Annotated in this window: 21 protein-coding genes and 2 pseudogenes; 6 read left to right on the forward strand and 17 right to left on the reverse strand. The window is 54.2% G+C overall.

The features are described from left to right. Nucleotides 1-107: 107 nt before the first annotated feature. On the reverse strand, nucleotides 108-794 hold the full coding sequence (locus tag FIV39_RS06640; protein WP_090401490.1) for a response regulator transcription factor: 687 nt from the start codon (nucleotides 792-794) through the stop codon (nucleotides 108-110). A gap of 127 nt (nucleotides 795-921) precedes the next feature. Next, a complete protein-coding gene (locus FIV39_RS06645; protein WP_390620692.1) occupies nucleotides 922-1,680 on the reverse strand; it encodes a phosphatase PAP2 family protein in 759 nt (252 codons plus the stop codon). A 388-nt stretch (nucleotides 1,681-2,068) separates the two neighbouring features. Between FIV39_RS06645 and FIV39_RS06650 the strand changes: the two genes are divergently transcribed. Continuing rightward, the gene (locus FIV39_RS06650; protein ID WP_033897491.1) at nucleotides 2,069-2,749 is read left to right on the forward strand and encodes a class I SAM-dependent methyltransferase; all 681 of its coding nucleotides are present in this window, start codon (nucleotides 2,069-2,071) and stop codon (nucleotides 2,747-2,749) included. A 127-nt stretch (nucleotides 2,750-2,876) separates the two neighbouring features. Continuing rightward, nucleotides 2,877-4,808: an LTA synthase family protein gene (locus tag FIV39_RS06655; protein WP_033897490.1), complete on the forward strand. Its 1,932-nt coding sequence runs from the start codon at nucleotides 2,877-2,879 to the stop codon at nucleotides 4,806-4,808. A 44-nt stretch (nucleotides 4,809-4,852) separates the two neighbouring features. Here FIV39_RS06655 and FIV39_RS06660 read toward each other — a convergent pair whose 3' ends face one another. The 7 genes from FIV39_RS06660 to FIV39_RS06690 all read right to left on the reverse strand — a co-directional run bounded on the left by FIV39_RS06660 (nucleotide 4,853) and on the right by FIV39_RS06690 (nucleotide 12,549). Continuing rightward, on the reverse strand, nucleotides 4,853-5,764 hold the full coding sequence (locus FIV39_RS06660) for an SdiA-regulated domain-containing protein (RefSeq protein WP_033897489.1): 912 nt from the start codon (nucleotides 5,762-5,764) through the stop codon (nucleotides 4,853-4,855). Nucleotides 5,765-5,849: 85 nt separating this feature from the next. Further along, nucleotides 5,850-7,379 (reverse strand): ArnT family glycosyltransferase, encoded by a 1,530-nt coding sequence (locus FIV39_RS06665; protein WP_033897488.1) that lies wholly within the window; start codon nucleotides 7,377-7,379, stop codon nucleotides 5,850-5,852. Further along, nucleotides 7,376-7,660: a lipid-A-disaccharide synthase N-terminal domain-containing protein gene (locus tag FIV39_RS06670; protein WP_033897487.1), complete on the reverse strand. Its 285-nt coding sequence runs from the start codon at nucleotides 7,658-7,660 to the stop codon at nucleotides 7,376-7,378. The genes FIV39_RS06665 and FIV39_RS06670 overlap by 4 nt, the downstream gene beginning before the upstream one ends. Then, on the reverse strand, nucleotides 7,657-8,400 hold the full coding sequence (locus FIV39_RS06675; protein WP_033897486.1) for a glycosyltransferase family 2 protein: 744 nt from the start codon (nucleotides 8,398-8,400) through the stop codon (nucleotides 7,657-7,659). The genes FIV39_RS06670 and FIV39_RS06675 overlap by 4 nt, the downstream gene beginning before the upstream one ends. Continuing rightward, on the reverse strand, nucleotides 8,400-9,407 hold the full coding sequence (locus tag FIV39_RS06680; protein ID WP_033897485.1) for an NAD-dependent epimerase: 1,008 nt from the start codon (nucleotides 9,405-9,407) through the stop codon (nucleotides 8,400-8,402). The genes FIV39_RS06675 and FIV39_RS06680 overlap by 1 nt, the downstream gene beginning before the upstream one ends. Continuing rightward, a complete protein-coding gene (locus FIV39_RS06685) occupies nucleotides 9,404-10,732 on the reverse strand; it encodes a UDP-glucose dehydrogenase family protein (RefSeq protein ID WP_033897483.1) in 1,329 nt (442 codons plus the stop codon). The genes FIV39_RS06680 and FIV39_RS06685 overlap by 4 nt, the downstream gene beginning before the upstream one ends. 167 nt (nucleotides 10,733-10,899) lie before the next feature. Further along, complete coding sequence (locus FIV39_RS06690) at nucleotides 10,900-12,549, reverse strand: phosphoethanolamine transferase (RefSeq protein WP_033897482.1); 1,650 nt, start codon at nucleotides 12,547-12,549, stop codon at nucleotides 10,900-10,902. A gap of 302 nt (nucleotides 12,550-12,851) precedes the next feature. On the opposite strand from FIV39_RS06690, the gene pmrG reads away from it, so the two are divergent. Further along, nucleotides 12,852-13,547: a lipopolysaccharide core heptose(II)-phosphate phosphatase PmrG gene (gene pmrG / locus FIV39_RS06695; RefSeq protein WP_241495485.1), complete on the forward strand. Its 696-nt coding sequence runs from the start codon at nucleotides 12,852-12,854 to the stop codon at nucleotides 13,545-13,547. 121 nt (nucleotides 13,548-13,668) lie between these two features. Continuing rightward, a complete protein-coding gene (locus FIV39_RS06700) occupies nucleotides 13,669-14,022 on the forward strand; it encodes a hypothetical protein (protein WP_033897480.1) in 354 nt (117 codons plus the stop codon). 547 nt (nucleotides 14,023-14,569) lie between these two features. On the opposite strand, the gene tnpC is transcribed toward FIV39_RS06700, so the two are convergent. The 3 genes from tnpC to tnpA all read right to left on the reverse strand — a co-directional run bounded on the left by tnpC (nucleotide 14,570) and on the right by tnpA (nucleotide 16,885). Next, nucleotides 14,570-16,159, reverse strand: coding sequence for an IS66 family transposase (gene tnpC, locus FIV39_RS06705; RefSeq protein WP_033901900.1), 1,590 nt, complete (start codon nucleotides 16,157-16,159; stop codon nucleotides 14,570-14,572). Between the two features lie 61 nt (nucleotides 16,160-16,220). After that, nucleotides 16,221-16,556 carry an IS66 family insertion sequence element accessory protein TnpB gene (tnpB, locus tag FIV39_RS33280; RefSeq protein WP_033901901.1) on the reverse strand — a complete coding sequence of 112 codons (336 nt, stop codon included), beginning with the start codon at nucleotides 16,554-16,556 and terminating at the stop codon, nucleotides 16,221-16,223. Then, nucleotides 16,553-16,885, reverse strand: coding sequence for an IS66-like element accessory protein TnpA (gene tnpA / locus FIV39_RS06715; protein ID WP_033901902.1), 333 nt, complete (start codon nucleotides 16,883-16,885; stop codon nucleotides 16,553-16,555). The genes tnpB and tnpA overlap by 4 nt, the downstream gene beginning before the upstream one ends. A 105-nt stretch (nucleotides 16,886-16,990) precedes the next feature. Here tnpA and FIV39_RS06720 point away from each other — a divergent pair. Continuing rightward, nucleotides 16,991-17,863: pseudogene (locus FIV39_RS06720) on the forward strand (methyl-accepting chemotaxis protein); the annotation flags it as partial. Between the two features lie 223 nt (nucleotides 17,864-18,086). Here FIV39_RS06720 and FIV39_RS06725 read toward each other — a convergent pair. From FIV39_RS06725 to FIV39_RS06745, 5 genes are all read right to left on the reverse strand, one after another. Next, the gene (locus FIV39_RS06725) at nucleotides 18,087-18,854 is read right to left on the reverse strand and encodes a hypothetical protein (protein ID WP_051422193.1); all 768 of its coding nucleotides are present in this window, start codon (nucleotides 18,852-18,854) and stop codon (nucleotides 18,087-18,089) included. Between the two features lie 662 nt (nucleotides 18,855-19,516). Beyond that, a complete protein-coding gene (locus FIV39_RS33860) occupies nucleotides 19,517-20,635 on the reverse strand; it encodes a TniQ family protein (protein WP_082461822.1) in 1,119 nt (372 codons plus the stop codon). Then, on the reverse strand, nucleotides 20,587-21,480 hold the full coding sequence (locus tag FIV39_RS06735; RefSeq protein WP_033901979.1) for a TniB family NTP-binding protein: 894 nt from the start codon (nucleotides 21,478-21,480) through the stop codon (nucleotides 20,587-20,589). Before FIV39_RS06735 ends, FIV39_RS33860 begins: the two co-directional genes overlap by 49 nt. After that, nucleotides 21,477-23,393, reverse strand: coding sequence for a Mu transposase C-terminal domain-containing protein (locus FIV39_RS06740; protein ID WP_090401489.1), 1,917 nt, complete (start codon nucleotides 23,391-23,393; stop codon nucleotides 21,477-21,479). Before FIV39_RS06740 ends, FIV39_RS06735 begins: the two co-directional genes overlap by 4 nt. After that, nucleotides 23,393-24,061, reverse strand: a complete 669-nt coding sequence (locus FIV39_RS06745) for a TnsA endonuclease N-terminal domain-containing protein (RefSeq protein WP_051422189.1) — start codon at nucleotides 24,059-24,061, stop codon at nucleotides 23,393-23,395. Before FIV39_RS06745 ends, FIV39_RS06740 begins: the two co-directional genes overlap by 1 nt. Before the next feature lie 115 nt (nucleotides 24,062-24,176). On the opposite strand from FIV39_RS06745, the pseudogene FIV39_RS33865 reads away from it, so the two are divergent. After that, nucleotides 24,177-24,242 (forward strand): annotated as a pseudogene (locus tag FIV39_RS33865) (ATP-binding protein); the annotation flags it as partial. Nucleotides 24,243-24,247 lie beyond the last annotated feature (5 nt).

Here is a 24,247-nt window from a genome sequence, read left to right on the forward strand (position 1 = left end):
GGGGTCCGGGTGGCGAAAACGTAAGAAATACTCGTCGAATTGATTGTTTTTTGATCATTTGGCGAGTTTAAAAGTTGCGCTAGGTGGTATGCCGGGGAAATACATGGCTACTTCAGACCATCCCTAGGGCCTTGCAGCTTATATCCCATACCGTGAACAGTATGCAGCAAGGGAATATCAAACGACTTATCGATAATTTTGCGCAGCAGGTAAATATTGGTCCGCAAACTATCGGAGTCCGGGGTGCTGTCGCCCCAAATGGCCTGTTCAAACTCTTTGCGCTTCACCACAGCAGGACTTCTGCGCATCAACAACTCAAGAAAAACCATGTTGGTCGGGTTAAGTTTGAGCAATGAGCCGGCCCGACTGACTTCAAGGGAGTCCAGATCGTAGGTCAAGTCATGGATCTGCAGCACGCGCTTTTTGACGCCCCTGAAACGCCGCGCAACCGCTTCGACCCGGGCAAGCAGCTCGGAAAGTGCGAAAGGTTTGACGATGTAGTCATCGGCACCAACATTAAATCCTGATATGCGATCGCTCAACTCATCACGTGCTGTTAGCATTAGAATCGGTGTTTGATGCTTCGTGTTTTCTCGCAGGTTTTTGCATACAAGCATGCCATCCATGCCTGGCAACATAAGGTCCAGAATAATGGCGTCGTAATTACCGGTGACCGCATGATGCAATCCGCTCAGCCCATCGAGGGCTCCAGTCACTTCACAGCCTTTGAGCGTGAAGTACTCGGTAATGTTAGCGAGAATATTTTTATGGTCTTCTATAACAAGAATACGCATTACGTGATCCTTTTCTTATAACTGCAAGTCGCTGCTAGGTAGCCTAGAGACTCAAGGGCGACTTGAAATGGATGCGCGCGGGGTCTGCTCAAGTGATCCATTCTCATGACACATCTTTCAATGGAGACTAAACATTCTCGCTCGCATTGTCGCCCAATAGCTTGGTCTTCGCGATCTTCCAGAACACAGGTTGCGCCAATTGTCGCCACCCATAAAAGGCCAGCGCGGTAAGCAGGGTGCTGAGCCAGACAATGACCCCCGCCCAAAATGTGTGCGACATGAAGTGCCAGCCCTGAAAAATCCGTGTGGTGCCGTAAATCACTCCCAGTACCAGCGCTGCATACAGGGTCGCTTTCGCATACCGCCATCGATAACGGCGTGCCACAAAGTACAGGGCGAGCATGGTAAAGCCGCCAGAGGCATGCCCTCCGGGCCAGCAACGGCCGGCACCTGCTTCATGGAACAGGTTGAAGTTCTCAAACCATTCCTTCTTTTCCTGGATGCCGCCGTAAAGCGTGGTTTCTACTGGACAGTAGATACTGGTGTGGCTCTTGAAAAAGTGAATCATGCCGGTCGTGATTGCAAAGGCAACAACGACGAACAGAAAATCACGCCGATGTAGGGAAGTGAAACGTAGTAGCGGGGCGATACGCAACACTTCCAGCCTGCGTATCAACCCCCCATCACGCTCAGGCTTGATCAGTGGCCAGACGAACGAGAGTACAGAGCCGATGAGCGCGGCTTCGCCGGTCCAGTCTGGGATAACACGTGGCCAGCGGTGAGTGAGGTTTTCGAAGAAGCGATCATGGGCAAATGGAAACGTGGATTCGGGATAGTACAGCCAGTTGCTGATCACTTCGTCCAGTGGGGTGAGATCAAAAATCATAAAAATTGCCAGACCGATTACCAGTGGCAAACCCAGGTTCCAGGCAAAAAATCTCGTTTTTCCCGATTCCACTCGACACCTCCCTAACAGTCATCGCCAAAAGATTCCGACCAAGCTGGCCGAGATTATGACGTTACCTGAACAAAGTTCAATTTGAGGTGAAATCGTTGTTAAAACGCTCACAATCCAGCGCATCGACTCCGTGTATCAAATAGTTAGCCGGCTGTCTATTGTCGGTGCTTCCGGGTCAGGCCAGGCCCATGTTCTGGATATCAGGCCGCTCGCCGTAAAAAGGTGAGCAACGGCCTCTACATCATTTTGACAACTCATTCACCTCTCCCTGACACCGTAATGCTTAGCCTGTGGGTCTAGCTATTGGAGATCCCCCATGAGCAACCCTGTAAAACTCAAGTTTTCCGAAAAGTACGACGAAGACCACGCCAAACAGTATTTCCTGAAACACCAGGATGGTGTGTCCCGCAAGTTGTCCCATTACCGGGATGAACAGATGGCACGGGACGCACTGCAGAAGGCCGGCGATCCTGGGCTGGTACTGGATTTACCCTGTGGTGCTGGTCGTTTTTGGCCTTTGCTGGCTGAAAAGCCCAATCGAATTATTATTAGTGCGGATAACTCGCCCGACATGATCAAGACCGCCATTGATCATCAGTCCCCGAACGTCGTCAGTCGGGTAAAGCCATTGCATACCTCTGCCTTTGACATTGATCTTCCGGATAACGCCGTCGACTGTATTTTCAGCATGCGCCTGATTCACCACATTGGTGAGCCTGCCCATCGCTTGACGATGTTGCGAGAATTCCACCGCGTTACCCGTGAGACAGTGATCCTGTCGATGTGGGTCGATGGCAACTTCAAGTCCTGGAGGCGCCATCGTCACGAGGAGCGTCGAAAGGCTCAAGGCAAGCAGGGCGACTACCAGAACAGATTTGTCATACCACGCGCCGTGGCTGAGGCAGAGTTCGAACAGGCCGGGTTTGAAATCGAGAGCAAGTCAGATTTTATTCCGCTCTATGCCATGTGGCGCGTTTACGTGTTGCGCAAAATATAAAAATGGCTGATCTCCATATCGTGAACTACGGTGGGTAAGGCGTTCGCGTAAAAAATCTGTCCGCTCAATGAGTTGAGCGAGGCCTTTGGAGTACTCGGTTCTTACCGAGCAAAAGGAATTGACCATAATGAGAGTTCTCTCATCCGCGCCCCTGCGGTATCTGTATCTTCTTTGTACAAGCTGGCTTGTTGTATTTTTGACCACCCGTTGTGTTTTATGGCTGACTCATCTGGACGAAGCGGGCAGCGCAAGCCTGTCTGTATTCGCCATTGGCCTGCTTTATGACCTGGCATTTCTGGTTTATGCGATTTTGCCGTTGGGCATCTATTTGCTGGTTTGTCCGCCCGCACTCTGGCGCACCCGAGGCCATCGCTGGCTGTTGCAGGGGATCATGACGGTCAGTCTGTTCGTCATGCTCTTCGTGGCTATTGCCGAGTGGTTGTTCTGGGACGAATTTGGCGTGCGTTTCAATTTTATCGCCGTGGACTATCTGGTCTATTCCGATGAAGTGTTGAACAACATTCTTGAATCTTACCCGGTCGGCAAGTTGTTAAGCGCCCTGGCTGTGATTGCCCTTGTCCTGAGTATTGCCCTGTTCAAACCGGTCAAATCGGCGCTGCAGGCAGGACTGCCTTCATGGCGTCAACGGCTAGCGACAATCGCTGCGCTGTTGGTCATGGCGGGAATCAGTCTGCAACTGGTGGACCAGCAAACCCCCCGGGGTCAGGGAGGCAATGCTTACCAACATGAACTGGCCAGCAACGGTCCTTACCAGTTCTTCGCAGCCTTCAGAAACAATGAGCTGGATTACCAGCAGTTCTACAGCACCTTGCCTAAAGCGGAATCGGCACAGCTTATGCGCGCCGAGCTGAATGAACCCAATGCTCAATTTACCGGCACCGATCCGCTGGATATTCGACGCGCTATCACCAGCCCCGGCGCGGTGCGCACACCCAATATCGTGCTGGTCACTATAGAAAGCCTGAGCGCTAAATATCTGGGCAGCAACGGCGATACGCGCGGGCTTACTCCGTATTTGGATGAGCTGCGAAAACAGAGCCTGTATTTCAATAATTTCTATGCCACCGGTACCCGTACTGACCGAGGCCTTGAAGCTATTACCCTGTCGATGCCGCCAACTCCGGGACGCTCAATCGTCAAGCGAGTAGGCCGCGAAAGTGGTTTTGCCAGCCTGGGGCAGCAGTTAGCTGCTGTTGGGTACGACGCTGTATTTGTCTATGGCGGTCGCGGTTATTTTGACAACATGAACGCTTTTTTCAGCGGCAATGGCTATCGAGTCGTAGATCAGACCAGCGTTGATGAGTCACAGATTCACTTCAAGAATGCCTGGGGTATGGCAGACGAGGATCTTTACAATCAGGCCATGAATCTGGCCGACAATGACTTTGCAAAAAAACAGCCGTTTCTTCTGCAGTTGATGACCACCTCTAATCATCGTCCTTACACCTATCCCGAAGGCCGAATTGATATTAAATCCGGCAATGGCCGTGACGGCGCAGTGAAGTACACCGATTACGCCATCGGCAAGTTTCTAGAGAAGGCCAGAACCAAACCCTGGTTCGACAACACTATTTTCGTATTTGTCGCGGACCACACGGCGGGCAGCGCTGGCAGAGAGGATTTGCCCATTGAGAATTACCAGATCCCGCTTTTCATCTACGCACCGAAGATGATCGATGCCCGTGAGTCTGCGGATTTGGCCAGTCAGATTGATCTGGCGCCGACATTGCTGGGGTTGCTGAACCTTGATTATCAGTCCACATTTTTCGGCCGCAATCTGTTACAGGAAAACCAATTGCCACCCCGGGTCCTGGTTGGCAACTACCAGCATCTGGGCATGTTCGATGGCAAGGATCTGGCAATTCTCAGTCCACGTCAGGGCCTGAGACGCCATGATCAGGCACTGGGTGAAAGCTTGGAGTCAAAGTCCAGCACTGCCGATCCTTTGGTGGCCCGGACGATCAGCTACTACCAGAACGCCAGTTACGGATTCAAGGAAAACCTGTTGAAGTGGATACCGCCCGTTGCGTCCAAGTGACAGCAGGATGCTGGCAGCTTAGGGATTTGGGATTTCATCTCGGGTTATTTTGGGGCCTGTTTCGGAGCTTTAGAGAACTTGTAAAACAGATTGGGTTCGCTGACTACGTAGAGGTTGCCGTCGCGATCCATGGTCATCCCCTCAGGCTGCGGTGCGCTGCGGCGAAGATCTGAGAAGTCGCCCAGCAATGAGCGAACACTGACGAAGCGGCCCTCTCTGTCCAGTTCGGTAATGGACCGCGACTGGTCACTGAGCACCAGTAAATGCCCTGTGCGCGAGTCATAGTAGCCGTCCGACAAGTCACGGGCGGCTATGCTCTGCGTCACCCAGTCCTGCCTGTCTGTCACCTTGATCTGCAACCTGCCCTGATCGATCGAACGCAAGACCCCGGACACTTCGAACAATTGTCGTGGGTCACGCTCTTTGATCGCAAACAGCCGGTCGCCCTCCGGGTCGTAGGTCACACCCTCGAAACCCTTGTTGCTTGTGGTGGGGTTGATCATCAGCGCGATGTACTGGGCCTCTTCGACCTGGATGGGCCTAACCTCGGTGGGCAACGTGATGATGTCCAGTTGCTGCAGTTCTTCGTCGCTTAGCGCAATACGACCGTTGCCCAGATACGCCACACCTTCGGTGTCATCGAAACCGATCAACGGATAGCGCGCAAGGATGTTGCCGTCTTTGTCCAGGCTGAGCAGTTGCATCGGCCCCTTGTTAGTCACAGCAAGCAGTCGATCATTATCGTAGTCGTAGGTGATGCCGGAGAGGTTATCCAGTGTCGGGTCGATGGGCTTTGCGTCGATTACCACACGGTAGTCCGGCAGCCAGATATTTGCCTCGGGAGCCTGATTGCCATGCAGCCAGATACTTCCATATTGGTAGAGCTGTTGATGGATCTGAAAATGGTTGGATACGGCGCTGCCAAGAGCCAATAGACCCAGCACCCCGATACCCATCAGAACTCGAGTGCGTGATATCGGCCGGCGTTGCGGGATCATGACCTCAGGTACAGGCTGACGGGATGGACGACTGAAACCCGGGTCAATTCGCATTTTGTTTCCAACTGAAGTGATAGACATCGGCATGCGTCTGCGGGCGGCATTTGCCGTTATCGGCGCTGGCATCTACCACGAACCAGTCGGCCCGGGATGTCGGACCCAGCGGGTGGGCTTTTTCCGGGATGAAACAATTGGCCAGTTGCGAATCGGGAACCAGCGCAAAAGTGCCGGGATGCTCGCGCAGCCAGCTGGCGGCCTGCTCGATTGCCAGAGCGTCGGCGAAGCCGAAATGCACAATCGGCTGGCGCGCAAAAAGCCAATGGCCTTCGCGCCAGCTGACCAGCACCAGGTCGGCCCCCTGGGTGACTTCGGCGGCTTGTTCCATCACAAGCTTGTGAGGGTTTTCGCCGTCCAGGACAGGCTCGATGAAGCCGCGAGCAAACCAAAGACAGAACCAGCCAACGACGACAGCGGGAAATACTTTTCGAGCCCAAGCGCGTTCATGGAACCAGCGCCGCAATAGCCACGGCAGCAGAGGCGCGGCAATCAGCACCAGACCTGGCAGGGCCGGGTAGATGTAGAGCTTGCGTTTGCCGCTAGAGAGACTGAAGAACAGCAGCACCAATACCACCCAGCCGAGCAGCACCAGGACTCTGCCGTCGTGCTTGCTCAACTGTCGGCGCCAAGCCGGAATCAACCACGGCAACACCAGTACCAGCGGCAACCAGTATTGAGGGATGACGTTGACGAAGAAGTACCAGAATGGCTCGCGATGATCCCAGGCGGCCGCGTAGCGGTTGGCGGTCTGATGCAGGAGGATCTCGCGGATATAGGCAAAACCTTCCGGACCGCCGTCGCGCACTACCGAGATAACCATCGGTACCAGCCAGAGGCCGCACGCCAGCAAGACCACCAACAGGCCGAGCGCCCAGCGGCCTGCCTGACCGGGCATCGCGACCACACCGTGCCATCCTTTACGGACGGCATAGGCATAGGGAATAAGCATCAACGCCGGGACAAAACCAACTCCTTTACTGATGATGCCCAGACCCATGGCCGCGCAGCCGATATAAAACCAGCGCCAGGCGGGGCCGAGCAGCAAGTGGCGAACAAGTCCGTAGAAGCCCAGGGCGGTCCACAAACACAGAAAGCTATCGATCTGCCCGGTACGGAGGATGCTGTAAGTCTGATAGGTAGCCAGGAACAGAAGGGCGGCGTAGCGTCCGATGCGACGATTCCATAGACGCCTGCCCAGATCGTAAAGCGCCGCGGTGGCCACGCTCCCCGAGAGCAGTCCCGGCAGGTAAAGTGCGATATTCGGGCTGCCCGTCAACCAGATGAAAAATGCTACGGCCCACATGAACAGCGGCGGCTTATCACCGTAGATTTCCGCCGCCCGGTGGGGTACGAACCAGGAGCCGCTCTGGAGCATTTCCAGAGCAACCCCCAGAAAGCGTTCTTCGTCCACGTTCTGCGCCTGGCGCAGGCCAAGTCCGGCCCCAATCAGCACAACGGCGAGCGCGACCAACAACCATCCTTCCAGACGTGGTGAGAGCTTGTTTAGCACCGTTATTCTTCCTTGACTGCTTTAGCCTGCTGGCTGATCAATTGAAGATTGCGCAGGTAAACCACGAACCCGAAGGACTGGCCCGCGATGAAGACCGGGTCCTGCCGATAGATGGCGTAAGCGAGCAGCAGCGCGCTGCCGGCCATGCTCAGATACCAGAAGCCAACCGGGATAAGGCTGCGCTTGTGTATTTCGCTATAGAGCCACTGCAGGACAAAGCGCCCGGTAAACACGGCCTGCCCCGCAAAGCCCACCACCAGCCAGAGCGTTTCGTTATCTAGCTTCATAGATGCAGCTCCCGTGGCTGGCTGTTCAGCCGTGTCCGACGGATCAGCCACCAGACGCCGAACAGATCAAGAATTCCCACCAGCGCACGATCGAGGTTGCCGTACTTGGATATGCCGGCCTGACGATGACGATGGTTGACTGGGTGGACCAGCATGCGGCCGTTCTGGCGCTGGATCAGCGCCGGAATGAAGCGGTGCATATGATCGAAATACGGCAGGCGCAGAAATGCGTCACGTTCGATCAGTTTCAGGCCGCAACCGGTATCGGGCGTCGAGTCCTTGAGCAGGCGGCTGCGTAACCCATTGGCAAATCGCGAGGCCCAGCGTTTGCTCGCGGTATCGCGGCGGTTCACCCGATGCCCGGCAACCAACTGGATGGCATCGGAACCGCCTTGGCGAGCACGCACCAGAGCCAACATGCCGGGGATGTCCGCGGGATCGTTCTGGCCATCGCCATCCAGCGTGGCCAGCCACTGGCCTTGTGCGGCCTGCGCAGCGTTGTAGACCGAAGTGCTCTGACCCAGTGACCGCTCGTGTTGCAGAATCCGCAGCTGCGAGAATCCGCCGTTCTTCAAGTCGCGCAGCACTTGCAGGGTGTCATCGGTGCTGCCGTCGTCCACCACCAGCACCTCGTAACGCTCTTCGGAAACCGCCGCGCGGACCTCCTGGAGTAGTGCGGGCAGATTACCGGCTTCGTTTTTGGCGGGAATTATCACGGAAAGGAAAATAGGCGCAGTCATTAACGTCTCGGTGCTGAAGAGGATGGGCAGATCCGGGGCTGGTAGTGCTCCCGATACCAGTCGACGAAGGCTTGAACGCCGGTGTCGACCGACACCTGCGGTTGGAAGTCAATCCAGCGCGTCAGCGCCGTGACGTCTGCCCAGGTTTGCGGCACGTCCCCGGCCTGCATGGGCAGATAGCGACGTTCGGCACGCAGACCGAGAGCGGCCTCCAGGCAGTCGACGAACTCCAGCAACTTCACCGGCTGGCCCCGGCCGATGTTGAAGATTTGGTGAGCAGGCTCGCTGTCGACCGCTTCGGGTGGGCGCAGGCGCAAGCGCAGAATGCTTTCGACAATGTCGTCGATGTAGGTGAAATCCCGGGCCATCTCGCCATGGTTGTAAATGTCCACGGGCTCCCCGGCGAGCATGGCCCTGGTGAACTTGAACAGCGCCATGTCCGGGCGACCCCACGGGCCATACACCGTGAAAAATCGCAATCCGCTCGCACGCAGACCGTACAGGTGGGAATAGCTGTATGCGCTCAGCTCATTGGCGCGTTTGGTCGCGGCATACAGGGAAAGGGGCCTGTCGACGGCGTCCTCGACCCTGAACGGCATGCATGTATTGGCACCGTAAACGGAGCTGCTTGACGCGTAGATCAGATGGGCCGGCCGATGATGCCGACAGGCCTCAAGGATATTAACGAAGCCGACCAAGTTGGACTGAGCGTAGGCGCCCGGCTCTTCCAGGGAGTAGCGCACACCGGCCTGAGCGGCCAGGTGAATGACTTGCTCGAAGTCATGGCGCTCAAACAGAGTGGACAGCCCCTTGGCGTCAGTGATGTCCAGACGGTGGAAGGTGAAGCTGGGCAGTTCCTTAAGCTGCGCCAGTCGTGCCTGCTTGAGTTCGACGCTGTAGTAGGCATTGAGGTTGTCGATACCGACCACCTCAATGCCTTGTTCACACAGCCGTCTGGCCACGTGAAAGCCAATGAATCCGGCTACTCCTGTTACGAGTACGGTCATGGCAGAACCGCCTGACCACGGCCAATGCCGTAGTAAGTAAACCCGGCTTCACGCAGTTGCAGCGGGTCGAACAAGTTGCGACCGTCAAATACCACGCGATCCCGAAGCTGCTCCCCGAGCTTCTCCAGATTGAGCACCCGGTAATCTTGCCATTCGGTGACCACGACCAATGCATCTGCACCCTCAAGTGCAGCTTCCTTGGTGGGCATCAGTTTGAGGTCATCACGCTCGCCATAGCGAGACTTGATTGCCCCCATCGCTTGGGGGTCGTGGGCCTGGACGGTGGCACCGGCCTCCCAGAGCGCTTCAAGCAGCGCATGACTCGACGCTTCGCGGATATCGTCGGTATTGGGTTTGAACGCCAGCCCCCAAACAGCGAACACTTTGCCCCTTATTGCATCTTGGTAATGCGTACTAACCTTCTCAAAAAGGCGGTGCTTCTGGCGACGGTTTACCTCTTCCACGGCGCTGAGCAGAGACGTCTCCATGCCGTGCTCGTGGGCGGCGCTGATTAGTGCCTGAAGGTCCTTGGGAAAGCATGAGCCGCCGAAGCCACAGCCTGGATAGATAAAGTCATAGCCAATGCGTGGATCGGAGCCGATACCCAGCCGCACCTGCTCGATGTCGGCATCAAACCGTTCGGCCAAGTTGGCCATTTCATTGATGAACGAAATTTTCGTCGCCAGCAGGCAGTTGGCCGCGTACTTGGTCAGTTCCGCGCTGCGTGCGTCCATGACTACAAATTTCTCGCGGTTGCGGCTGAAGGGTTGGTACAGCTCACGCAACCGCTCCAGCGCCGCCTGGCTCGCGCCGCCGATGATAATGCGATCCGGACGCAGGCAATCACTGACGGCTGAGCCCTCCTTGAAAAACTCAGGGTTGCTGATTACCTCGAAGCCTTCATCCCGTCTTGGGCTGGCGGCGATTTCAGCGAACATCTGGTCGACAGTCCCGACCGGCGAGGTGGACTTGTTGATGATGATCCGCGCTCCGTTGGCATGCTGCAGCAGGGAGCGAAGCACCGCGAACACCTGACTCAGGTCCGCCTTGCCATCCGCTTGGGGCGGTGTGCCTACAGCTATGAATACGACCTCTGCAAATCGGCTGGCTTCGACTTCGTCTGTGGTGAATTGCAATCGCTTGCTGTTCAGCCCGTTGCGCAGCAACTCTCCAAGGCCCGGTTCGAAAATCGGGCAAATCCCGTCGCGCAGCGCATCGATACGTTGGCTGTCGACATCCATGCAGCATACGGTGTGGCCCACCTCCGCTAGACAGGCGGCCTGGGTCAAGCCGACATAACCGGTGCCGAAGACTGTGACTTTCATGCGCTGCTCCCTTTGCTCCATGTACCGAAGAGCGATTATTCCAAGTGCCGAACGGCATCAAAAAAGGCTGTGCAAGATAAATGTCATAAATGTGTTAACAAAAGATGACTGCGCCTGTAATAGACGCAGCTTTAAAAGGGTTCAGGAGATGCGCGCGTGGTGACGGATCACTTTTCAGACAGCATGCTGTTATCCAGAGCGGTCCTGCACCCTGAAAACATATCTAGTGCAGGGTCGTACACCACCGTGTTTACCTGTAGTAAACCCAGCATCGAATGAAACAGATTGTCCTGGCTCAAGGGTTTATTGACGCTTTTCCCAAGGCAGTCGGTACTGAGATTGAATGATTGTTTATAGTTGTCCGAAAACCAGGTCAGCATAGGTACGTGCTTCTGCTGATCAGGGGCGAGCATGTAGGGTGTGCCATGGAGGAACAAATTGTACTCACCCAATGATTCGCCGTGATCGGACAGATAAATCATGGCGGTATCCACGTTATCCTGATTTCCTCGCAAGATATCAATCAGGCTAGCCAATACATGGTCGGTATACAGCAGGGTGTTGTCGTAACCGTTGATTATGCTTTCTTTAGTGCAGTTGTCGAGCGCATTACTTTCACAAACCGGAGTAAACTTTTCGAATTCTTTTGGATAACGTTTGAAGTACTCCGGACCGTGACTGCCCATCTGATGTAACACCAGCACGGTATCTTTTTCCAGATGATCAATATAGTTCTGCAGGCCTTTCAGGAGGATTTCGTCTCTACATTCGTTGTTTGCACAGAGTTTCGAGTCGATTGAGTTGCTGACATCGTCCAGAGTAACCCGGTCGCAGGTTCCCTTACAGCCGGACTGATTATCCCGCCAGACGACGTCCAGGCCTGCGCGTTTTAGGATATCCAGCATGCCTTCTTGGGTTTTTGCGGTAGAGGCGTTGTAGTCCTTGCGGGCCATATTGGAAAACATGCAGGGCACTGAGACTGCCGTTTCAGTGCCGCAGGAGTGGACATCCGTAAAGGCAATTAACCCTTGTTCTTTCTGCAATTGCGGTGTGGTGTTGCGGGTGTAGCCCAAAATGCCAAAGTTCTCGGCCCGCGCGCTTTCCCCCACCACCAAGACGGTCAGAGATTTACGAGTCCGTTGAGCCCATTGGCTGCTCAGAACGGCATCCTCGCCGATCTTCTTGAAAGGCTTCTGCGCGGTGACAAACTGTTCACGCAGGTAGCTGGCAGAGGCGCCGATATAGTTGCTGGGTACTACCATCAGTCGTAATTCGTGGTGGTTGCGAAACAGTGAGGACAATCCTTGATAGTTGAAGAGCGCAACACCACCGATCACCAGGCCACAGCCAATACAGATAACGGCTTTACTGATTAACTCCCGATGCCATCGCCGATAGTAGACTGGGGTTAACCATAGCAGCAGCGACGGCGCTAAACCCAGCAGCACAATGTATAAAAACAGCTTAAGAGATAGCAGATCCCACACTTCGGTAGCATTGGTTTCGGCGAAGTTACGCAACATTCCTGTGTCTATCAATACGCCGTAGCGGCTCATAAAGTAAGCCACTCCAGCACTGATCATGAACAAAATGATGAGTACGGGTTTCAATACTTTTTTAAAGGCGAGTAGGCTTAAAGCTATATTGAACAGGCAAAATATTATAATGCCGAACGCCACGAGCAGCAGTAAGCTCGATTCATTGCCGTCGATGATTTTAAAGAGGTGCTGCCACAGGATAGAATTGAATCCAAGCAGCAAGAAAGCGCTGGCGATTAAGGTTACAAATTCCGATCGAACGGCCTTTATTTTTAACATCAAATTACATTCCCTGGATTGAGGCACGTCGTGCGGCGGAGTCAGCAGGACGTCGATAAAGCGAACTCTAGGGGCGGATTGATCAATTTTTCGTGAAAGCCATGCCAAGAAAAGGTCGGTTAGTGGGATGCCCATTCAACGCCAACGTTTAGGACTGCGCCTTCAGTTCACGAATGTCCTCAACTATTTTTTGACATTTCATTCACCAAGTAACCACAGCTCCCCCCTTACCTTGCGATTAAGAGGTGCTGATGCCCTCACAGTTATCTTGGTTTTACCTTTTCTAGTTACGGAGCGATACTGTGGCTCACGCACCATATCCTGTGTTGGTTTCAACGAGTAAAGCGCCGCGTACGCTGCGTTTCAACAGGACTTTCCTTAGCAGGTTAGTGTTATGTGGCTTGTTACTGGCCCTGTCGATCGTCCTTGCCTGGCTATTGACCGCCACTCATGTGACCGATTTGGGCGCGGCTGACACTACCACCCAGTCGAAACTTTATGCTGAATGGGCACGTGGAAACGTAGTGTTGATGATCAGGCATGCTGAACGCTGCGATCGTTCTGGCAATCCATGCCTGGGCAGTCCTGATGGCATCACTCTTAATGGCAGTCAAGCGGCTGCAGCCGTCGGTGTCGGTTTGCAGCATCTGGGCCTGCAGAAGGCCCACCTAATTGCCAGTCCATTAACTCGTACTCGCCAGACCGCAGATTTTATCTCGGGCCAAGTGGTACCTACTGAAAGCTGGGTGGAGGACTGCGACATTAATTTCAAAGATGCCGTTCTGGCCCATAAGAAATCACAGGAAAATCTGGTTCTGATCACCCACAGCGGTTGTATCGATCACTTCGAACGCAAGATGGGTGTGCGCGCAGGGCAACGTGACAGCGCCTACACCCAAGCGTTTTTCGTTCAAGTCGACGGCAAACAAGCGCCCCGTATTATCGGTTCGCTGGACGCGGAGGACTGGGCGAAACTGCCTGGCCTACAGTCACGCTGACTGCTGCGCTCAAGGCGAGGCATCAGTGTGACAAACCATCACAAAGGGCAATGTACATCCAGCAGCACAGAGAACAAGACAAATGAATCGTCAGATAAGCATTACAAGCCGCAAAGCCCGGATGGTCCTCACACTGTTCTTACCGCTAGCGCTGCTCGCCGGCTGCCAGAGCACCAAAGATCAATTGCTCGCTCAAGGGTATCCTCCGGTATTCGCCAGTGGATTTGATGATGGTTGCGTCAGCGGTCGCCAAGCCACAGGCACCGTTGGCGAGTTTCGTAAGAACGTGCCAGCGTATTTGCAGGATCGCCAGTACGCTGCTGGCTGGGATGATGGCTTTCGCCAATGCCAGGTCAGTTCAGGCAGCAACTTCGACCACCCGCTTAACGTTGACAGTAAGGCCGACCGTGACTGGAAACACAGCAAGGATCAGAGCTGGAGCAAAGCCCTCAGCAAGTCCGCAAATAGACCATAGGCCTCTGGATATGACGCACCTGGAGGTTTTTTTGATGAACTCCTTCTCAGACAAATGATTGCCGATCAGGATGTGGTTGTCCGCGGCTGCCTTGATTGTAAGGGCTCGATAGCTGGGCGCCCACCAGCGTCTACGGAGTGCTTGCCAATCTGCATCTTGGTATTAAGTTAACACCCGTCAGTGTGCGGGAAGTGCTCCAGCGACTAGCAACGAAAGCAACATCCTGAACTTCGTCAAAAATTTTCGTTTTAACCTCAGAATTTAGGCAAAACTTTCCCAGTACATTGGCGGATAACTTTCTTCTGTAAGCCGCGACGCGACCCCGTATCTAGGTGGTTCCGAAAATAGCATCCAGTTAGCATATTTTTCATTTATGGCTGACAAATTTTCAACATATGGATTGTGATCATGTGCCAGCTTCGGCGCCATCACGGCCAATCGAACTTCCCATGCGATCCTCCAGGTGAATTAAATGAACAAACTGCCGCAGATAACGCTTGCGTTCTGGATCATGAAAGTATGCGTCCGGGCATCACCCCTTGCGTAACTAAACCGGCTGCCACCTATGCGGCAGCAACTCCTCAATTTCACTCGCCCGCTGCGTCGGCAGACGCGTGAGGACGTCCTTCAAGTAGGCATACGGATCATGCCCATTCAGTCGCGCCGACTGGATGAGGCTCATGATGGCTGCCGCCCGTTTTCCACTTCGCAACGAGCCTGCAAAGAGCCAGTTCTTGCGCCCAAGAGCCCATGGCCGGATCTGGTTCTCACACCAATTGTTGTCTATGGGCACAGCCCCGTTATCAAGATAACGCGACAACGCCGTCCAGCGTTTGAGGCTGTAATCGAGCGCCTTGCTGATGGCCGAGCCGTTGGGCACAAGGTCGCGCTGGGCGATCATCCAGGTGTGTAACGTAGCCATCACCGGAGCTGCTTTTTCTTGCCGTATTCGGCGGCGTAAGTCCGGCTCCAGGTCACGGACTTCATTTTCGATTTCGTACAACAACTGGATATAGCGCAAGCCTTGTTCAGCGATATGGCTCTTGTTGGTCGCGTGCAGCTCGAAGAACTTTCTCCGGGCATGGGCCATGCAGCCGATCTCGGTTACACCGAGTTCGAAGCTGGCCTTGTAGCCACCGAAATCATCACAGACCAGTTGGCCTTTCCAGTCTTGCAGGAAGTTTCGGGCATGCTCTCCGGCGCGGCTGAGGCTGAAGTCGTAGACCACCGCCGCCGTTTCGCAGAACTGGCTGGTGGCATAGGCCCAGACATATGAGCGATGGGTTTTATTCAGACCCGGCATGAGCATTTGTACCGGCGTTTCATCGACATGAACGACCGGGTGTGCGAGTACAACATCGCGCAGTGCATCAACCAATGGCTGCAATTGCACACCGCAGGCCCCCACCCATTGAGCCAGCGTCGAGCGCGGGATCGCCAAGCCGGCACGGCCAAAAATCGATTCCTGGCGGTAAAGGGGCAAATGATCGGCAAACTTGGCGATCATGACATGAGCCAACAACCCAGCGGCCGGGATGCCTTTGTCGATGATCTGTGCCGGTACCGGTGCCTGGATCAGTGTTTCGCAGTCATCGCAGACCCACTTGCCACGCACATGGCGCTCGACGGTAAACACGCCAGGCGTGTAGTCCAGTTTTTCGCTGACGTCTTCGCCGATACGTTTAAGTGCGCAGCCGCATGGGCAGTGAGTGTTGTCCGGTTCGTGATGGATCAGCGTGCGCGGAAACTCCGCTGGTAATGCAGTGCGCTTGGGCTTCTGTTTGGTCTCGGTCGGTGCCGGGGCGAGTTGTAACGTTTGAAGCTCAGCCTCGATCGCCGCGATATCGGTGTCGATCAAGTCATCGAGCAAGCTGGCCTGCTCCGGGTGCATCTGCTCGCTGCGCTTGGCGTACTTGAACCGCTTGAGCTGCGCGATCTCGTGGGTCAGCTTCTCGATGAGGGTTTTGTCGTGATGGATTTTCTTGCCCATCGTCTCGACCGTTTTGCCGAGGGTATCGACTGTCTTGCCCAGCGTATCCACCTCTTGATCGAGGGTGCCGACACGCTGCATTAACTGCGCGGCCAGTGCGCGCAGTTGTTCGGGTGTCAGGTGGTCAAGATCGGGGAGCGAAGTCATGCCGCTGATTGTGCCAGAGCCGGCACTCAGCGGCGATCAGCCTATAGGTGAATGGCGGGTATCAGAGCATCGTGATTGCAGCGTTTGAACCGACCCGCTGCCACGGCAGACCCAGTACCAGAGCCTGAAGTTGTTCAGTATCGAGTTCGGCTTGCGGGCCATGGCGTATGCCCGGCCAATGAAACTTGCCTTGATGCAGCCGACGCGCTGCAAGCCAAACACCCACACCGTCATGGACCAGCACTTTCATGCGAGTGGCGCGGCGATTGGCGAACAGATAAGCGCAGTGCGGCTTCGCCGCACCGAACACGTCAATCACCCGGGCCAATGCAGTCTCGGTGCCGGCACGCATGTCCATAGGCTCGGTGGCGAGCCAGATAGCATCGATGCGAATCATCGCAGCAGGTCTCGCAGAAAGGTCGCACAGGCAGCGGCGTTCTCGGTCGGCCAGTTCACTTTGACGGTGCCACGCGGGTGTGGGATTTCCAGACAGATAGCCGATGCCGCGGCTTGCGAAGTTGCTCCGGCTGGTGGCACGGGCAGCGGAATGAAAGCAGGTTGCAGTGCGGTGGTTTTCTGCGCTTGCACTCGAATCCATTTATGGACGAGGTTCGCGTTGAGACGGTGGCTCAGTGCGACATTGGCAATCGAGGCTCCGGGCTGGGCACATTCGTGAATGACCTGGGCCTTGAAGGATTTGGAGTAGGAGCGGCGTTGTGGCTGCATGAAAAGACCCGCTTAAAAGGCTAGAAAGGGTGTCCACTTAAATTAGGTGGACACCATCGCCTTTGGCGCCGGGGACAGGAAGGGGGGTTGGCCGGACGCATACCGCTGTCCGACATGCAAGGCAACCTCAAGACAACAGTGCAACAGATTGCCGACGCGTCCAACCAACTCGCCTCAGCAGCAGAAGAACTGACTGCAGTGACGGAAGACAGCACACGTGGACTTGTTCGCCAAAATGATGAAATCCAGCAAGCTGCAACTGCCGTCAATCAAATGACCGCCGCGGTCGAGGAGGTAGCGCGAAACGCCGTCAGCACTTCCCAAGTTTCGAGCGAAACCGCAGCAGAAGCCAGCAAAGGACAACGCCAGGTGCAGCAGGCTGTCAGCGCCATGAATACCATGGCCTCGGACATCACCCACTCGACACAGCGAGTTGAAACCCTGGCCGGTCAGATCCGCGACATAACCAAGGTGTTGGACGTAATTCGCAGTATCGCAGAACAGACTAATTTGCTGGCGCTTAACGCGGCTATCGAAGCTGCGCGTGCTGGTGAGCAGGGTCGAGGCTTCGCGGTGGTCGCAGATGAAGTGCGGGCATTGGCTCACCGTACCCAAGCGTCTACTGGCGAGATCGATACGATGATCAAGCTGGTGCGCGCAGGCGCTGACGAAGCTGTTGAGTCGATGATGAAGAGTCAGGAAATGGCCCTTAGTACCCAGACACTGGCTACCGAAGCCGGGCTGGCATTGGAGCGCATCAGCGAAGGTGTCAGCCAGATTAACGAGCGCAACTTGGTCATCGCCAGCGCTGCCGAAGAACAGGCTCAAGTTGCTCGCGAGGTGGATCGAAACCTGGTGAACATCCAAGACCTGTCAACTCAGACCGCCGCAGGCGCGAATCAAACCAATGCCTCTAGCCAAGAGTTGTCACGTCTTGCGATCTCGTTCAACACGTTGGTAGGTAAGTTCAAGCTGTGATCAGTGGTTCTCCGAGCCCGCGAAACGTTGGAGATCTTGGCGTTTCCGCGCTATTTGTGCACAGTTTGGGAGTTTCAAACCCCGGCGCCGATGTCATCGTCGGTTCAAAACACGGATGTGAACTGACCAGCACTGTGGCTCCCCGCTTCGCAGTGACCCTGCGAAGAGCCAGGTCTTGCGTTTTGGAGCCCATGGGCTGATCTGGTTATCAGCCCAATCATCGTCATCGTGTAGCCGAGTGTCCCGGAACCCAGTAATCAATCGTCTCAAGCTTTACATTGAAGCCCTCTTTACCAAGCACTGTAAAAGGGACGTACACCAATTTCTTTTTGTTCACTCGGCGCACACCATGGAAGTGCATCAGCGCTATTTTGATCCAGGTGCGTTCAAATGCCTTCCCATCCCCGCCGCTAGCGATCATCGCGCTCAACTCGTTCTCTAGCCTCTGCGTTCTAGCATGCGCCTTAGCCCGATCGCTTACCGTTAATTCGAGACCCAAATTATGAGTTCGATTCAGGTAGCTCACGAATCCCTGCGCCGCCGCTTTTTGGCCCGGCACCAGTGTCATATATCTCGTGAAAGTTTTTTGTGTTGGAACTGCATCAAAGGTTGCAGATGCAGTTTCAAGCACTCCTTTGGCTGCTCGGAGCGCGAGTCGAATTGATCGGAAAGTCGTGCTGCCTTCACCTTGCTTTGATAGCAGATAAGACCGGTAGCCCAGCAGCATTTTTGACGCGGTGCCGTCAGGCAGCGAATTAATCAACTCATCAATCCTCCGCTTTTCAGAATGCTCTTCTCGTAGCGCGTCATCGGCCACAACCCCATAACGCTCTTCTAGCCAGAGCATGGGCGTTTGCATCCGACGCAAGCCGTCAGCTTGGAAGTGGCCGAGTAGAGAGACATAGGGAGGAATCCCAGTGCTTTGGGTTTTCAGAAATCTGAAGAATGGGAGATAGCTTTTTAGCTTTAGGAAGGCTTTGTGCGCGCCCATATGCTGGTTGAGCCATATGCAAAACTTGTCGAATAAGTTTCGCGTGTGTGCTTGATCTAACAGCTCTCTACACACCCTAGCTCGGCGATGAAAAGCGGCTTTCCAGGCACATGATTCACAATCCTTCTTTCGACCTGCAGGCATTGATTCGCCACAGGAAGCACAACTGATACTTCCTTGCTCTACGCAGGCTTTGCAACGCATATGACCATCAGGTCCACATAGAAGCTTTCGGTGACGTCGGCAGCAGGGACAGGTCGCTGAACTTTTTCTCACACATTTGGGGCAGCATCGGGCACTCGCGTCGATGCTAAGCACACGTGTCAGCCGGGTAGAAAGTGTTCCGCATTTGTCGCATGGTTCAGGCGCCCGAAAGTGGTGAGCGCAACTGTTACATGCCGACCCATCGGGCGTGATCATACCCACGGGCCGTCCGGTCCGATTACAACGTACGCAGGCTACGGATAGCTCACATTGACGGCATTTGGCGCTTTCATTGAACACCGGCAATCTTGCGAAATTACCACAACCTGAACAAAGTAAGCGCTTGAATAGTTTCGGGTAGCAGGTCCCACAAAAACGTCGTCCACCATGAGTCCTTTTGGCTTTGGCCATGGGCCTCTGGCATTCATCACACCGCATCGGTGTCGGCTGGGCGACCGTCATCGTTGTAGCTTCCTAAGCAATCTGTGCCATCTCATCATTACATTCTTGTGGGATCGTGGCGCGTCGTCCTGATGCCGCTCTTTCTCCACAGGCTGTCGACTTCTAAGAGCAGTCTCCAGGTCCGCGAGAGGCCCTGGAGACTCCTCCCAAGGCGATAGCAGTAATGACGGGGCAACAGAATTGTGAGCTGCCGCCTCTACAAACCGTTCCGGCCCTGCTTGTAATATAAGCCAGACACTGGATAGGAGGTGAGCACGTTCTTTCGGAGTCAGGTATTCAAATGGAAGTCCTGTGGCAGGAGCGGTGAAGTCATCAAGATTTATGCCCAAGCAGTTGAAGAACCTTTTTGTACCAGAACTACGTGCTCTTGCGGCCGAGCGCAGTGCTCTCAGCATCCATTTGCTGAGGTGGAACCAGTCGGATATTGAAAGGACATCATGCCCGTAATATTGAGGTTTTCCCGCGAACAATCCGTCAGCGGCGTTTTGAAAGACCAGAGCGTCACAAACAGACGCTTCACTCGATGCCAGTTTGAGTTCAAATCTGCAGCGATGACATCGGGCGAGATCAATCTCTGGCGGCATGATCAAGTGGGGGCATAGCGGAGCGCCACAACATTCGCAACGATCAACCAATGTCGTGTGGTGAATCGTACACGCTGTGTGCCACGCCAGTCGGCTTTCTATTGGGTAGTAGGGAACACTGTCTGAAAAGCATTTTGGGCAGTACTGCAAACCTCCACACCGCCGTCGGCTACGATTTCCCAGGCAGAGGATCCATGGCGCAATCGTCTTGGGAAAACCTTGGGCGCCACTCAACGCGCTATAAATTGGACTAAGAGTAGATTCTTCGAGTTGGCGGGCAGATAGGCCTGATGACATCGCTAAAAGCGTCAGCTCCTCGTTGTTCAACGTCCTGTCGAGGTCGCGACACCATGGCCGCTTGCCAGGCCATAATTCATTGGTAAGCGTAGTTGGATCACATCCCAAAACCAGCGCGCTCCTCACTAACCAGGATGAGATTATCTCATCCTGCAGGAGTGGCGGTACGATAGGCCAAGCGGGCGCTAGAGGACTCGCACTCGGGTGCCATCTGTGCCTGTTGGGCGCATCCATTGGTTTTTCTCGAGCAGGCGCCGATCAATTACTTCAGAGCCTGACTGGATAGCTTCTTTTGCGCACTCTCGTAGCAAATACTCAATGTTGCCAGTTATGCCGTCGGAGATTGCGCATATTAAAGTCGTCAGCTCTGGCGAATATAGCTTCGAAGGATGTTTTAGAGGTAGTGCGGACTCAAAGCTCTTCAAAAAGCCTTGAAACTCTGCGTTCGCTGTCCAGTTAGGGAGCGACACGACTTCAAACCTGCTCGCATACTGGGGGTCAAGTGTCAGCAAGCTCAATGCATTCCGTGTGCCTACGAGAACCAAGGGTATCCGAAGTGTATTTGCGAGCATCTTCAACTCGTTCATCAAATCCATTCGCCTTGCATTCGACCCGTTATTCACCGTGTGGATCTCGTCGATGATGAGCATTCGCGTGCGCGCATCGCGGATCAGGTGCATGGCTTGATGTCGAAGCTTGGCAAGCGGGGCACCAGGGTTATGAGGCGCCCAAAACTGAGTCAGGATAGCGTTGTAGAGCTCTCTTTCATCAGGCTTATGTACTTCAGCGCAGAGGATCGGGCGAATGCTTATACCCTCATCGCTAACGTAAGACTCTCCTGCTATGTCTTTGAAACGAGTTATAACCGTGGTCTTTCCCGAGTTAGACGCGCCTACCACCATTAGATTTGGCATTCTCGGACGCTCCGGTTTTCTCATAAGACCACCGAGAATATCCATGAGCTTGCTGGCTGCCCTATAGTCAACCCAGCGTGGTTCGTCCAAGAATTCGATACGCTGGAGATCTGTCATTTTCATGACATCTCTGAATGCCGGCGCTACATGAGTATAGTCAGTCACCAGACATCTCCGAATGTACCAACGTCATCGATGGACAATAGCCCTGAGGGAGCAGGAATTGCGGGCGAATTTGGTTTTGGAGTAGCTCTAGGCTCAGGCCTGGCTGGCGTCGTCTGTTTCGAGTTGTTCTTACGTTTCTGAACGCTCCTGCGTGCCGATTTCGTACTCGCAGCAGCCTGGATTTCCTGTTGCCTGTTTTCATCCATAAGCCGTTCGATCACCGCCTCGTTTACAGCGTCTAACCCCTCTTTCCTAGCTTTCCTTTTGGCGTTCACGTATTCAGCAACAGTTGCGCCCAGGTAGTGGGCACGAATAATTGGTACTTCGAAATATTCCTTCAGCGATGGGTCATAAAACCAAATTCTATTGATGTCTCGGGGATCCCGACGGAATAAGAATTTGCGGGCCTTTCCAGTCTTCTGATCTTTAGCGCCCACCCATGGACGCAGAGCTTCGGCAAAATACATAGCGTCCATCTCTACCCCATATGGATTTATGGTCCGGCGCGACGCTGGGAGGAAGTCGAGCTGGAACGTCCAGGGGTTTGCGACCCGCGGCGGGAGAGGCAGGATCGCCGTCGATTCGCGATCGCCAAAGAACGCTAAATTCCACTTTCTGATTGGCGCCATACCAATCTCTTGGTGGTATTCATTGTTGTATTTGATGATATTTCTAACAAGTCGGGTTTCATACTCGTCAAATGTGTAGATAGCCTTTTTCTCGGAGTCGTACCCCTGCCGCTCAGTCGTATTGCTAAACGTTGTGCCTTTGTCCAGTTTGTTTATGCCCGAAAACGTGCCCATTAAGCGCTCGATTTTTGCCCCCCAGTGAGGAGTCTTGCGAGGGCGAAACTCACGCTTGATATCATGATTAGAGCAAGACTGAATAAGGTTGTGCGCTTTGAAATCAGAGCCATTGTCGGTGTGCACAGTCACAGGCTTCCCCCAGACAGGCCATTCGGTATCCACGCCATGAAGGGCGAGCCAGTTTTCCTTTGGCAGTATGGAGTGCACCAAGCACATTGCGACTGACACGGCCGAAGGCGCGCTCATCGACAGGAAGTATCCAGTGATCATTCTTGAGTAGACGCAGATAGCAAGGGTCAGCCAAGGTCTGCCTATGGGTCTCCTGTGAACGTCATCCACGATGATCATATCTGCGGGTGTATGGTCGATCTGCACGATCTCGAGTGGATACTCGGTGTGAAGTCCGCCGGGGCGGGGATCATATTTGTTCCCAGCGAGCTCTTTGTATCCTCGTGCTCGTAAGACTTCACTATCCGGTAGTTTCTTGATTCTTGCGCGAACGGTGTCGCTGTTGGGAGGGGCCAGCTTCTTAGCTTTACACAGCCTCTTAATCTCTTTAACCGTAGCCGCCACTGAATAGCGCTGATCGGTTAAGTAAAATGTATCGATCCCTTCTTTCATGACTTCTTCGACATCGTCAGAAATTCGCTGACGCCCCTTTGCCCATCCGCGTTTGAAGGGGATAAGCGCAGTGACTTCGCCATACTCCTTGTACCTGTTCAGCCACCTGTAAACGGTCACAAAGTTGACGCCAGCCTCTTTCGCTCTTTGCTCGACAGCCGCTTTGGTTTGGCCGTTGAGCGTTAGAAGCGGAGATATTATCGAAAAACGCTTTTGGGCCTCGGCCCACTCTTCGGTGCCTATATCCTCTAGGTCGTGATTTATGTAGAGCCCTTTCACCTTTTCAGCGAGTACTGGTTTGAGTTCAGCAATGCGTAAAACCTTCGCCCGCCCACTCTCCACGTTTATCCCCAAGACCGTCTGATAGTCGAGCACTTGGGTGATCCGATAAATTTCCTTTTGGTAGCAAACCATCTCCCCCACCGCGAGGTGGATGAATGAGCGATCTACCTTGATGCCCATCGGGATTTCATCAGTAGCGTCCATTAGAGAGTCACCGACACTTCAAGAAAATCATCAATCTTACTGCTTATGTCACAGTCGAGCTGGCGGTTGGCGATGAGGTGAAAAATGTGCGACGTGCCCAGCGCCTCAGATCCTGTGAAATGCAACGCCACGAGATAGTGGATCGGTGCTGCTCCCATGAACTCGACCGTTTGAATCACTGCGTCCAAATCCTCTTTGGCGTAATCCGCACGCTTGAAGCGTTCAAGGAACTGTATGTTCTTCAGCGACTGCCCTCTGATTCTAGACTCGTCGTAGATATGAAAACTCCACCCTTGTGCCCTGGCATAGCTCCACGCGGCTTTCCACTTAGGCAAGTACTCGCGCCAGCTTTCCCGCCAGTTTTCTTCCGGTTTGACCTCCACCAACATGGGTGGGATTTCCGCTCGGCCTTTGAATCGGACCAAGAAGTCAGGGGTGTACGTGTATGAGCGGCCATTCCGGGCAACGAAGTCTAGAGTCACTGGCTGAGATACCACGGACACGACTTCCCTGCTGAAATCCATTCGCGAAATGAAGTCGCGCTCAAGCGCCGACTCGAATGCAACGCCTTCTCCGCGAAAAGCGTACACGCCTGAGAGGCTGCGATGCGTAGATTTAATACGCCTAGCAACAGAGAATTTAGGCTGTTTGCAGCTATTTGTGTCCATATTTCGGCCGTTTGCGCCTATTAATCGTATTTGGTTGCATATTTGACTCAAAAATAATACGGAGGAATGCGGCCTGCAAGCCAAACTGGTTGCATTAATTACCGAATGTCACAGCGGCTCGAAACCACAGCCGGGAGAAATCACCCTGGCTCATCATGGGGTGCTGTTCCTGGATGAACTGATATT

Source organism: Pseudomonas grimontii, assembly GCF_007858185.1.
Classification (GTDB): domain Bacteria; phylum Pseudomonadota; class Gammaproteobacteria; order Pseudomonadales; family Pseudomonadaceae; genus Aquipseudomonas; species Aquipseudomonas grimontii.

Coding starts and splice junctions, on each gene's coding strand:
- FIV39_RS33860 (WP_082461822.1), bottom strand. CDS start 20,635: ATGGATGCGCCCAACAGGCACAGATGGCACCCGAGTGCGAGTCCTCTA.
- FIV39_RS06700 (WP_033897480.1), top strand. CDS start 13,669: ATGGTCCTCACACTGTTCTTACCGCTAGCGCTGCTCGCCGGCTGCCAG.
- FIV39_RS06690 (WP_033897482.1), bottom strand. CDS start 12,549: ATGTTAAAAATAAAGGCCGTTCGATCGGAATTTGTAACCTTAATCGCC.
- FIV39_RS06660 (WP_033897489.1), bottom strand. CDS start 5,764: ATGGGTATCGGGGTGCTGGGTCTATTGGCTCTTGGCAGCGCCGTATCC.
- FIV39_RS06655 (WP_033897490.1), top strand. CDS start 2,877: ATGAGAGTTCTCTCATCCGCGCCCCTGCGGTATCTGTATCTTCTTTGT.
- tnpA (WP_033901902.1), bottom strand. CDS start 16,885: ATGCAGCCACAACGCCGCTCCTACTCCAAATCCTTCAAGGCCCAGGTC.
- tnpC (WP_033901900.1), bottom strand. CDS start 16,159: ATGACTTCGCTCCCCGATCTTGACCACCTGACACCCGAACAACTGCGC.
- FIV39_RS06670 (WP_033897487.1), bottom strand. CDS start 7,660: ATGAAGCTAGATAACGAAACGCTCTGGCTGGTGGTGGGCTTTGCGGGG.
- FIV39_RS06640 (WP_090401490.1), bottom strand. CDS start 794: ATGCGTATTCTTGTTATAGAAGACCATAAAAATATTCTCGCTAACATT.
- FIV39_RS06725 (WP_051422193.1), bottom strand. CDS start 18,854: ATGGGCGCGCACAAAGCCTTCCTAAAGCTAAAAAGCTATCTCCCATTC.
- FIV39_RS06685 (WP_033897483.1), bottom strand. CDS start 10,732: ATGAAAGTCACAGTCTTCGGCACCGGTTATGTCGGCTTGACCCAGGCC.
- FIV39_RS06645 (WP_390620692.1), bottom strand. CDS start 1,680: ATGATTTTTGATCTCACCCCACTGGACGAAGTGATCAGCAACTGGCTG.
- FIV39_RS06740 (WP_090401489.1), bottom strand. CDS start 23,393: ATGGACGCTACTGATGAAATCCCGATGGGCATCAAGGTAGATCGCTCA.
- FIV39_RS06650 (WP_033897491.1), top strand. CDS start 2,069: ATGAGCAACCCTGTAAAACTCAAGTTTTCCGAAAAGTACGACGAAGAC.
- FIV39_RS06675 (WP_033897486.1), bottom strand. CDS start 8,400: ATGACTGCGCCTATTTTCCTTTCCGTGATAATTCCCGCCAAAAACGAA.
- FIV39_RS06680 (WP_033897485.1), bottom strand. CDS start 9,407: ATGACCGTACTCGTAACAGGAGTAGCCGGATTCATTGGCTTTCACGTG.
- tnpB (WP_033901901.1), bottom strand. CDS start 16,556: ATGATTCGCATCGATGCTATCTGGCTCGCCACCGAGCCTATGGACATG.
- FIV39_RS06745 (WP_051422189.1), bottom strand. CDS start 24,061: ATGGACACAAATAGCTGCAAACAGCCTAAATTCTCTGTTGCTAGGCGT.